Raw genomic sequence first — 10982 nt, forward strand, 5'->3', positions numbered from 1 at the left:
CCAGAGAACCATGTGCCTGCTCCAGGTAGGGGTCGCCGTCGCCGATCTCCGAGACGATCTCCTCCCAGAGGGAGGGGGATGGTTCAGCCATCGCCGGTTCCTGTCATGGGTGGATGTCCTGCGGCTACGTCGCTCTTAACGCGCCAAGTCGGCTTGCGTCTACTGGCGCGACCCGTGAGGCAGCTCGGGGTTTTCCACGGGATTACCCACAGGCTTATCCACAAGATTTCCACACTGCCGGTACGTCGATTTCAACGGGTCGTCAAGCGGCGGGGTTGCGAAAATCGCAGGTAGGAAGCCAGTCGAGGCAGGATGGAGCCCTTCGGAGGACGTGTCTCGGGGAAACAAACGCATCGCAGGGGCGACGTCTACGGCGCGTGCGTCGCTGCCCCATGACGTCTGAAACGGCAGGGGCGGGTCTGAGACCATTAGTGTCAACTTAAGCGACCCAAGTGCTGTGGCGATGCATCCCCCTCCTCGATCCTCCCCCATTTGGAGGCGGCAGGTTCCAAAGCCCGTGGCTCCACGCGGAGACCGCCCTTCCGCGAGGCGACTCGTCCTGGCATGCTGTGAGCACAGACTTTGGTCTAACACGGCGACCGGGTTCCCCGGAAAGGACTCCCGATGAGGACGCTCCACGTCATCTCCCACACCCACTGGGACCGCGAATGGTATCTCCCCTTCGAGAGCCACCGCCGACGCCTCGTGCAGCTCATGGACGGGCTCCTCGATCTGCTCGACCGCGATCCGGACTTCCACCACTTCCACATGGACGGGCAGTTCATCCCCATCGAGGACTACCTGGCGATGCGTCCGGGCGCGCGGGAGCGCATCCGCGCGGCGGCTCAGGCGGGACGGCTCTCCGTGGGTCCGTGGTACGTGCTCCAAGATGAATACCTGACCAGCGCCGAGGCGCAGGTCCGCAACATGCAGATCGGAATGCGCCTGGCGCGCGAGTTCGCTGACCCCATCCTGCTAGGGTATCTGCCGGACTCGTTCGGCAACATCGGGCAGATGCCGCAGATTCTGCGCGGGTTCGGGATCGACAACGCCGTCTTCGGACGCGGGATCAACCGGCGGAACCCCAACGCGCCGCCGGATGCGACTCCCGAAGAGCGCGGCTACGCGTCGGAGCTCCTGTGGAGCTCGCCAGACGGCTCCGAGGTCCTCGGCATCTTCTTCGCCAACTGGTACGCCAACGCCATGGTCATCCCGACGGACGATTCATGCGTCGCCGTCGTGGAGCGCATCCGCGACGCGTGCCTGCGCTACGCGACGACCTCCCACCTGCTCCTGATGAACGGCTGCGATCACACGCCCTCCCAGCCGGATGTGTCCGCCGCCATCGCGCGTGCGAACCGCTCGATGACCGAGGATCGGCTGGTTCATTCGAATTTCACGGACTACCTCGCGGCGGTGCGGTCGGAGGCGAAGGGGCTCCAGCGCGTCGAGGGCGAGCTGCGGAGCCGGTTCACCGACGGCTGGGGAACGCTGACGAACGTGCTCAGCTCGCGGCTCTATGAGAAGCAGGCGAACTGGCGATGCCAGACGGGGCTCGAAAAGTGGGTGGAGCCCTTCGGCGCGATGGCGGACCTACTGGGAACCCCCTACGACCGCGAATACGCCGAGTTCGCCTGGAAGCTCTTGCTCGAGAACCATCCCCACGATTCCATCTGCGGCTGCTCCGCCGACCCGGTGCATCGAGAGGTGGACATCCGATTCGCCAAGTGCGAAGCGGTCGCCGAGGACATGGCGCGCGACGCCCTGCTTGCCGTCGGTGCGCGGATCGACACGGCGTCGATGGGCGACGGTTCCGACACGCCGGACAACGCGCCCGACCGGCTCGGCGACGCCGCCTATGTCGTCCTGTACAACCCGACGAACATCGACCGGCGCGAGACGATCGAGATCGCCGTCGATTTCGCCGACGAGACGCTCTGCCTCGACGTGTCCGCGACCGACGCGGACGGCGCTCCCGTCGAGTGCGTGTTCCTCGACGCGGCGCGGACGTGGGACTACCACCTGCCTGATGTCGGCTTCCGGGTTCCCTACCATGCGGTACGGGCTCGCGTGCTCGTCCTCGCCGACGTGCCGAGCTTCGGCTACGCGACGCTGCGCTTCGCCGCGCTGGCAGAGTCCCGGCAGAGCGCCGAACCGGACGAACCGCGAACGACTGGGTCGCTGCGCGTCAACGTCCACGAGGACGGGACGATCAACCTGCAGGATGCGGCGACGGGCGTCGCGTTCGACGGGCTGCACGTCCTGGAAGACTCGCTGGACGTCGGCGATGAGTACAACTACCGCGCTCCGGCGGAGGATCAGGTCGTCCGGTTGCGGAACGCGACCGTCCAAACGGTCGAATCGAACCGGCTCCGCAAGCGAATCGAGATACGCGGCGAGCTGCCCGTCGAGGACGGCTCGCTGGGCGTCGTCAGCGAGCTCACGCTAGCGGAGGGCGCTCCCTATCTCGCGGTTCGCACGACCATCAAGAACGGAAAGCGCGATCACCGACTGCGGGCGCTCTTCCCGGCGCGCGTGCAGGCGACCGAGTCCAGCGCCGACGGGCAGTTCGAGGTCGTCCGCCGACCCATCACTACGTGGCGCGGCTGGAAGAACCCCAGCAACTGCCATCCCTGCCAGGCGTTTGTCGATGTGAGCGACGAGCACCGCGGACTGACCATCGCGAACCGGGGTCTGCCGGAGTATGAGGTCTTGCAGGACGGCAAGGCGACCGTCGCGATCACGCTCCTGCGGGCGTCGGGGCGCATCGGCGACTGGGGCGTGTTCCCGACCGAGGACTCGCAGAGCATCGGGAGCAACGTCGCGGAGTATGCAATCATCCCGCACGCGGGAACGCTCGAGGCGTCCGGCGCGGCGCTGGCGGCGCGGCTCTACAACGCGCCGATCCGCTCGGTCCAGATGGGTCGTCACGGAGGCGAGCTCGCGGCGCGGGGGGCGTTCCTACGGCTGAACCCGGCGCAGCTCGTTCTCTCCGCCGTGAAGCCGAGCGACGCCGGCGGGTCGGTCATCGTGCGGTTCTACAACCCGTTCGCGGAGCCGGTCGATGCCGAGTTGGAGATCGGCTTCCCGGTCGCTGAAGTGCACCGGGCCCGGCTGGATGAGACGCGCGAGGAGCCGTGCGAGATCGCCGATGGTCGGGTGCGGCTCGCTGTTCCCGGCTTCAAGATCGTCACGCTCGAACTCGTGAAGGGTTCCTGCTGATGCGCCGACTGCCGCTGAACACGAAGCGCGCGATGGACGAGCTCTGGCGCGAACTCGACGCGCGGGTGGAGACGGCGCGGCGGCAGGTCGGAGACGCGGGTCGGGAGCTCGTCCGGCGCGAGGTGGAGATGCAGCGCCGGACGGTCGATCTGTGGCTGAACGGCGCGCTCCTGAACGCGGAGTACCCGATGACGATGGACGTGTTCGTCGTCGGGTTCCCAGCGGAGGTGCGCCAGGCGATCATCAGCCACTTGCAGGGGCTGAGCCTGCGGGCAGAGGGAACCACCGACACCCAGGCGGCGTACACGGCGCTGCAACTGCATCACACGCAGGCGGTGTTGTGGGATGTCCAATCGGGATCGCCGGGCTCGTTCTTCCGATTGGCGGTGACGCGCCAGCCGCATCTGAAGGGCATCGCCATCGGCGACCCGAACGACCGCGTCGTGTTCGACCGGCTGCTGGAGGCGGGCGTCTCCGCCTTCATCCCAATGGCGACCGTGGACACGTGGTCTGAGCGGATCCGCCCATTCAATCAGTGCGTCTTGGCGACGCTCGCTCGGACGGAGCGCCAATGCCCGAACTTCCTCGCGGGAAGACCTTGTCTGGGGCAGTGTTCGACGCTCGAAAAGCCCGCCGTTCCCGAGTTCCACGAGCTGACGAAGCGGTCCTAGGGCGAAAAGGGGTGAAACGGAGCATCGCTGACTTCGGCTATTCCGGGCACATGCGTCGGCATTGATGCCGTCATCCTCGTCGTGCCGGGACCCTTCACGCTCGAATCGGCAATCCGGGACGCCTCCGGCGTCCGCCTCTGACGCCACGCGCCTCGTTGAGCCGCCGCGCTAGCGCGTGCCAGAATCGCCGTCGCCCACCCGGCTGCCGCGTTCGAGCTGGCGATGCTCCTCAGCCGCCGGAGCCAGTGACCATGTATACTGGTGCCCGTCCGCGCTCAGCGAGAGCCGATCGACCATCCACTCGTAGTCGGAGCGCTCCTGATGAACTCGCCGTTCGGGAATGCAGCCTTCGACCTGCGCGATTCGACCCGTGCTCGACACCCTCTGCCGGCTTTCGACCGGTTCAGCCTCTACCTGCGCGTCGGAACCGACGCATCGGCGGCGATGACCGATGACGACGGGAACGCCGTGCTCCGACTGACGCGCTCGGATACCGGGGTTGCCGCCGAGCTCCGCACGGACTGGAACGCCCAGCCGCTGATGCTGAGCGTCTCATCGGACGCGCTGAAGTCCGACGGCTCCCACGACGTGCTCGTCCGGTACGGACCCGCGACGTTCGAGCTCTACGTCGATGGCGTTCTCGTGGATGAGGAATGGTATCTGGGCGAGCTCGTCCCGACGCCGACCCGGCTGTCGGTCGAGAACTCCGAACAGTGCGCGTTCTGGACGTACGCCCTGTCGGATGACGACATCGCGACGCTCGGCGGCGGAGTCGAGCGCGTCGCAGCGCGACGGCGGGTGCTGCTTCCCGATGCCGGTGAGCACATGGCGTACTGGCGTCCGCCCGGGTTCAACACGAGCGCGGGCGACTGCATGCCGTTCTACCACGACGGTCGGTTCCACCTGTTCTATCTGTTCGACCGGCGGCATCACCGCAGCAAGTGGGGTCTCGGCGCGCATCAGTGGACGCATGCCTCGACGGAGGACCTCGTCCACTGGGAACACCATCCGCTGGCGATCCCGATCACGGAGCCGTGGGAGAGCTCCATCTGCACCGGCTCCGTCATCGCTCACGAGGGCGTCTACCACGCCTTCTACGCGACCCGAATGCCGGACGGCTCGCAGCATCTGGGTCATGCCATCAGCCGCGACGGTATCCGGTTCGACAAGACGACGCCCAACCCCTTCGCGTCGCCGCAGCCGGGCTACGACCCGATGCACTACCGCGATCCCGAAGCCTTCCGCGACGCGTCGGGACGGTTCCACCTGCTCGTCACGGCGCGGCTGACCGATGGCAGGGACGGATGCCTCGCGCACCTCGTCTCAGACGATCTGTACGAGTGGTTTCTTGAAGAGCCGTTCCTGATACCGGGGCGCGTGACCGACTGCCCGCATCTCTTCGAGTGGAACGGCTGGTATTACCTGTTCGCCGAGTTCGTCTACTGGATGTCGCGGAGCCCGGCGGGTCCCTGGGTGGAACCGACGCCCAACCGCCTCGACCTGCTCTACGTGCCGAAGACGGCTCCGTTCGGTGGGAACCGGCGCATCTACGTCACGTGGCTGCCGGACAGGGGTTGGGGCGGCGACCTCGTGTTCCGCGAGCTCGTCCAGCGCGAGGATGGAACGCTGGGAACGCGCTTCGTGCCGGAGCTCGAACCGCCGACGGGCGATCCCGTGCCGCTCCGTTACGAGCCCTTGACCAGCGGCGTCGAGCGTAGCGCCGACGGGTTCCGTATCCAGGCGACCAGCGGATTCGGCGCTGCCGCCCTCGACGGCTTGCCATCCGATTTCCGCCTCCGAATGCGCGTGGTTCCGTCGTCGGGGGCTGGATCATGCGGTTTCTGTGTGCGCGGCGACGGCGCGTACGAATCCGGCTGCGAGGTCCGATTCGAGCCCGGTGACCGGCGTGTGCAGTTCGGCACTCCAAACGGCGGGCAGCCCGGCGAACGCACCGACGCCGCGATCTCGCACGTCTCCAACCTCGACGCACCGTTCGACCTGGATATCGTCGCCAAGGGGGACATTCTCGACGTATGCATGGACCGCCAGCGAACGATGGTCACGAGGCACGGGGCGGTCGGTTCCCGCCTGTTCCTGTTCGCATCCGACGCGGATGTCGCGTTCGAGTCGGTCGATGTTCGCCCGTTGGCGGTGGGAACCTGACTCGCGCGGACCCTCGCTTCTGTGGAACCGTTCCATTGCCGGTCGGTGCCCCGCGTGGTACGCTCTTCACGACAGCGACGTGCCTCCAGCGGCGGGAACCGTTGAGGGCGTCGTCGCGTACCGAAGGGAGCTCGCGTGGCGGACATGTTCGAGATACGGAGCCGCATCGAGGCGCGGGAACGCGCGATCCTCGTCGGCGTCGAGTGGGAGGACGCGGCGTTCGCCAAGCCGGACGCCGGGGCATCCCTCGCCGAGCTCGCCGCCCTGGCGCAGACGGCGGGAGTCGATGTCGTCTGCGAAGCGCTCCACCAACAGGGCGCTCCGACTCCGGCGACCCTCATCGGCAGCGGCAAGGCGGAGGAGCTCCGGCGACTCAACGAAGAACTCCGCGCCGAGGTCTTCCTCTTCGATGACGAGCTCACCCCCGCGCAGATGCGGAACCTGGAACGCCTGTTCGACGCGAAGGTCATCGACCGGACGGATCTCATTCTCGACATCTTCGCGCAGCGCGCCCGGACGAAGGAAGCCAAGCTACAGGTCGAGCTCGCCCAACTGGAGACGGCGCTGCCCCGTCTGACCCGGCACTGGACCCACCTCTCGCGGCTCGGCGGCGGATCGAGCGTCAGCGGCGGCGTTGGAACCCGAGGGCCCGGCGAAACCCAACTCCAGATGGATCGCCGCTGGATCCGAGGTCGGATCACCCACCTGCGCCAGGAGCTCCGCGCCGTCGTGCGGCACCGCGAAGTGCAGCGCAAGGGCAGAGCCGACCTATACAGCGCCGCGTTGGTCGGTTACACGAACGCCGGCAAGTCGTCACTCCTGAACGCCCTGACGGGCACGGAACACGTCCATGTCGAGAACAAGCTGTTCGCCACGCTCGACCCGACGACGCGTGCCCTCCCGCTTCCTGAAGGGCGTATGCTCGCGCTCACCGACACGGTCGGCTTCATCCAGCGGCTTCCTCACCGGCTCGTCGCGGCATTCCGAGCGACGCTGGAGGAGGTGCTCGAAGCGGACTTGCTCATCCACGTCGTCGACGTGTCCCATCCGGGAGCCCTGGACCAGATCGCCGCTGTGGAACAGGTTCTGACGGAGCTCGGTGGAGCGTCCATCCCGACGCAGATGGTCCTCAACAAGGCGGACCTCCTGCCCGATGGCGACGACGCGATTGCGAACTGCCGCGAGCGATTCTCGGAAGCCATCGCCGTCTCGGCGCGAACGGGCGTAGGGCTGGATGTCCTGCGCATGGCGCTGTCTCGGCGCGTCGCAGCCCGCGAGACCGAATACTTCTTCCGCCTCTCCCATCGTGACGGCGGGCTCCTGTCGTACCTCTACCGCCACGGGTCTGTCGAGACCGTGGACTATCAGGAAGCCGCGATCCTCGTCCGCGCGAGCCTCGATCCGAAGTACGTCGCTCCGCTCCAGGCGTTCGTCGTTCCGACTCCATCCGGCACTTGAGCATGTCCACGTCATCGATTGTCTTGCGCATTCGAGCGGCGCGTCTGTCCCTGGGCATCGGCATCGGGATGTTCGGGGTCAAGTTCGCGGCGTACGCGATCACGGGCTCGGCGGCTGTCCTTTCGGACGCTTTGGAGTCGGTCGTCCATGTCTTAGCGACGGCGTTCGCGCTCTACAGCGTCATCAAGAGCGCCCAGCCCCCGGATCGAGCCCATCCCTACGGACACGGAAAGATCGAGTTCTTCTCGGCGGGCTTCGAGGGCGCGTTCATCATCATCGCGGCACTCGCCATCGTCTATGAGTCGGGGAAGAGCATCTTCTTCGGTCGGAGCCCGGTTCGGCTGGATGTCGGGATCACGCTGACGTTGGTCGCGGGCTTGATGAACCTTGCGCTCGGGTGGTATCTCATCCGCACCGGCAAGCGGACCCGCTCGCTGACGTTGATCGCCGACGGGCACCACGTGCTCACGGACGCCTACACGAGTTTGGGCGTCGTCGCCGGTCTCTCGCTCGTCGTCTGGACAGGCTGGTCGCTGCTGGACCCGATCGTCGCCATCGGCGTCGCGCTGAACATCCTCTACACGGGGAGCCGGCTCGTGCGAGAGTCCGTGAGCGGCTTGCTCCACGAGGCGGAAGAGCCCGTGCTCCGCAGGATTCTCGATGCGATGAACGCGACACGGGAACCGGAGTGGATCGACGTGCACCACCTCCGCAGTTGGCGTTCTGGTGAGCGGCAGCAGGTCGATCTGCATCTGACGGTTCCGCGATACTGGCATATCGACCACGCGCACGAAGTCCAGGAGGAGATCGAAAGCATCATCCTGGATCACCTCGACGCGCCGGGCGAAGTGATCGTTCACCTCGACGCCTGTGTGCCGGAGCTCTGCATCCTCTGCGGCGTCTCGGACTGCCCCGTGCGCAGGAGCGAGCGCGTGCGGGAACACCCCTTCACCCTCGAAGGCTCCATTGGAGACCCGGCGCACTTCCGTCTGATCGCCGAACGCGGCGAGACCCCTTCGAGCGAGACGCGGTCCGCTGTCCACTAGCCACGTCCATGGCTCCGACGCCCGCCAGTGATGACTCGCCGAGTCGCCGCTACGATCCTCGCCTTGGCTCCGTCATTCCCGCGAGCCGCTTTCGCGGGGACAGGCAGCCGGGCGGCGCGGCAGTACCGTACGAGTACGGCAACGGCGTACGATTGCGGCTGCGGACTCACGCCGCTATCATGGGTCAGTCACCCCATCCAAGGACTCGGCATGCAGGTTTCCGTCCGATTCTTCGCAGGTTGCCGCGATGCCTCCGGCACGGACGGCGAGACGTTCGAGCTGCCGGAGGGCGCGAGCCTGTCCGCCCTCAAAGACGCGCTGGCGGAGCGCTTCCCGAAGCTGGCGCGTTATGTCCAGGGAGTTCGATACGCCCGCAACTGGGAATACGTCTCCGGTGACGCCGCCCTCTCCGACGGCGACGAGATCGCTCTGATCCCGCCGGTTGCCGGCGGCGTCTGCGCAGGATTGCCATGATCCGCTGCTGGATGACTTCCGATCCGATCGACGAATCTGCCGTGCGTGCGCTGGTGGACTCTCCGAGCTCCGGCGCGATCGTCGTCTTCCTGGGCATCGTGCGGAACCACGCCGAGGGCAGGGCCGTCGCCGCGCTCGAATACGAAGCCTACGAACCGATGGCGGTCAAGACGCTCACGGACATCGCGTCGGAAGCCGCCTCTCAATGGAACCTGGATCACGCCGCCGTGGTCCACCGTGCCGGGCGCTTGAAGATCGGCGAGGCGAGCGTCGCGATCGCTGTCTCGTCGGCGCACCGCGCGGAAGCCTTCGCCGCGTGCGCCCAGATCATGGATCGGATCAAGCAGGATGCGCCCATCTGGAAACGCGAAATCTGGGCGGACGGCGGCGAACGCTGGGTCGGCGACGATGCCGAAGACCGCTAGGGGACGCCCATGCCCATCATCCATTGGAACGACGCCCCGGAGCGCCCGCGAGCGCACGATCCCCAAGGGTTCGCCAAGCTCTTCGTGAACCCCTCCGTCGGGGCGGAGCGCCTCGCGGTTCACGTTTCAGCGATCAGCCCCGGAACGCGCGCTCACGATCCGCACGCTCATGCCGAGGAGGAGGTCATGTACGTCCTCGAAGGGAGCGGGTCGATGCTTCTGGGAGAGGAGACCTTCCCTGTCGCAGCGGAGTGCGCGATCTTCGTCCCCTCTGGCGTGTTTCACGGGATCGAGAACACGGGCGACACGCTGATGCGCTATATGGTCATCCTCGAAGCCAAGCGAGATGCCTAGCCAGAAGGGAGCGTACCCGTGGATGAGCCGGTGACCGTTCCCGACCTACCCGACGCCAAGCTGCTCCGCGCCTATGAGAAGGCGGCGACGCAGAACGTGCTCGCCGCCCGCGACGACACCGTGTTCCCCGGCTATTACTCGGTCTGCGCCGACCGCGTGGGCTTCGGTCCCGGCAACAGCTACCCGTCGCTCGACGGCCACCAACTCGCCGACGCGCTCCTGTGGCTGGGCGACGAACGCACGGTCCGCCTGAACTGGGACTACGTGCGCCGGTTCCAGCGTCCCAACGGGCAGCTTCCGCTCGCCATTCTGCCGGGAACCCGCGAAGTCGCCGGATCGCTGACCGATCCGAACGGCGGCCTGTACGTCCACTGGGTCAAGGGCGATCCGCTCCGCGCCCTGGCGGGTCCCACGCTCATCCAGAACGCCGACGTGTTCTACCGTCGCACGCTGGACGCGGATTGGCTCCGTGAGCAGCTTCCGTACGTGAACCGCGCGGCGGACTATCTGGCGTCGCTGACGACGGACGAAGGGCTCGTCGCCGGAGCGGGCTACTACGTCGAGTTCCCGACGCGCGTCGAGTACGATGGCGTCTCCCAGTGCCATGCGGTCGATGCCTTCCGGCGCATCGCCGCCCTGAACGGCGTCGTGGGCGACCACGGGACAGCGAACCGATACGCGTCGCTCGCCGACCGGATCGCGCGGTGCTTCCGGCAGCGCTACTGGGCGGGCGACCACTTCGGCGAGTACATCCATCCGGAGCGCGGGTTGATCGACGCGCACGGGCTGACCGACACGAACTGGGCGGCGCTCGCGGCAGACGTCGGCGACCTCGACCAGCAAGCCAGCGCGTGGGAGCGGGTCCGCGACGAAGCCGGCTTCTACTATGGCGGCGTCCCGACGGGCATCGCGACGCGTCCCGACTCGTACGAGGAGTGGGAGTTCACCCATTCCGGCCACCGGCACGACCTCGCCGCGATGGGGCGCGTCTGGTATGTCGAGTGCTGGGCGCGGGCGCGCATGGCCGACGGCGAGGGCATCGCCGCGTCGCTCCAGCGCGTCGCTCGGATCGGGGAGGACAACGGCTACTATTGGCGCGAGCGCTACCATCCCCCGGACGGAACGCCCGCCGGACCCAACACCTACTGCGAGTACCCCGCGAACCTCAT

The 10982-nt window shown here is 67.0% G+C and carries 9 protein-coding genes; all 9 read left to right on the plus strand.

Going from position 1 to position 10982, the window contains the following annotated elements; all coding sequences use genetic code 11:
- The first annotated feature begins 624 nt into the window (after positions 1-624).
- The gene (locus FJZ36_15605) at positions 625-3222 is read left to right on the plus strand and encodes an alpha-mannosidase (protein MBM3216325.1); all 2598 of its coding nucleotides are present in this window, start codon (positions 625-627) and stop codon (positions 3220-3222) included.
- Positions 3222-3893 (plus strand): hypothetical protein, encoded by a 672-nt coding sequence (locus FJZ36_15610; protein ID MBM3216326.1) that lies wholly within the window; start codon positions 3222-3224, stop codon positions 3891-3893. The genes FJZ36_15605 and FJZ36_15610 overlap by 1 nt, the downstream gene beginning before the upstream one ends.
- Positions 3894-4214: 321 nt before the next feature.
- Positions 4215-6056, plus strand: coding sequence for a hypothetical protein (locus FJZ36_15615; GenBank protein MBM3216327.1), 1842 nt, complete (start codon positions 4215-4217; stop codon positions 6054-6056).
- Between the two features lie 135 nt (positions 6057-6191).
- Entirely contained in the window at positions 6192-7514 is a 1323-nt protein-coding gene (gene hflX, locus FJZ36_15620; protein ID MBM3216328.1) for a GTPase HflX, read from the plus strand.
- 2 nt (positions 7515-7516) lie between these two features.
- Positions 7517-8560 carry a cation transporter gene (locus tag FJZ36_15625; GenBank protein ID MBM3216329.1) on the plus strand — a complete coding sequence of 348 codons (1044 nt, stop codon included), beginning with the start codon at positions 7517-7519 and terminating at the stop codon, positions 8558-8560.
- A 30-nt stretch (positions 8561-8590) separates the two neighbouring features.
- Positions 8591-9034, plus strand: coding sequence for a MoaD/ThiS family protein (locus FJZ36_15630; GenBank protein ID MBM3216330.1), 444 nt, complete (start codon positions 8591-8593; stop codon positions 9032-9034).
- On the plus strand, positions 9031-9459 hold the full coding sequence (locus FJZ36_15635; GenBank protein ID MBM3216331.1) for a molybdenum cofactor biosynthesis protein MoaE: 429 nt from the start codon (positions 9031-9033) through the stop codon (positions 9457-9459). Before FJZ36_15630 ends, FJZ36_15635 begins: the two co-directional genes overlap by 4 nt.
- A 9-nt stretch (positions 9460-9468) precedes the next feature.
- A complete protein-coding gene (locus FJZ36_15640; protein MBM3216332.1) occupies positions 9469-9813 on the plus strand; it encodes a cupin domain-containing protein in 345 nt (114 codons plus the stop codon).
- A gap of 18 nt (positions 9814-9831) precedes the next feature.
- The coding region (locus FJZ36_15645) for a hypothetical protein (GenBank protein MBM3216333.1) at positions 9832-10982 on the plus strand (1151 nt) is incomplete at its 3' end.

It is taken from the genome of Candidatus Poribacteria bacterium, assembly GCA_016866785.1.
In the GTDB taxonomy this organism is placed as follows: Bacteria; Poribacteria; WGA-4E.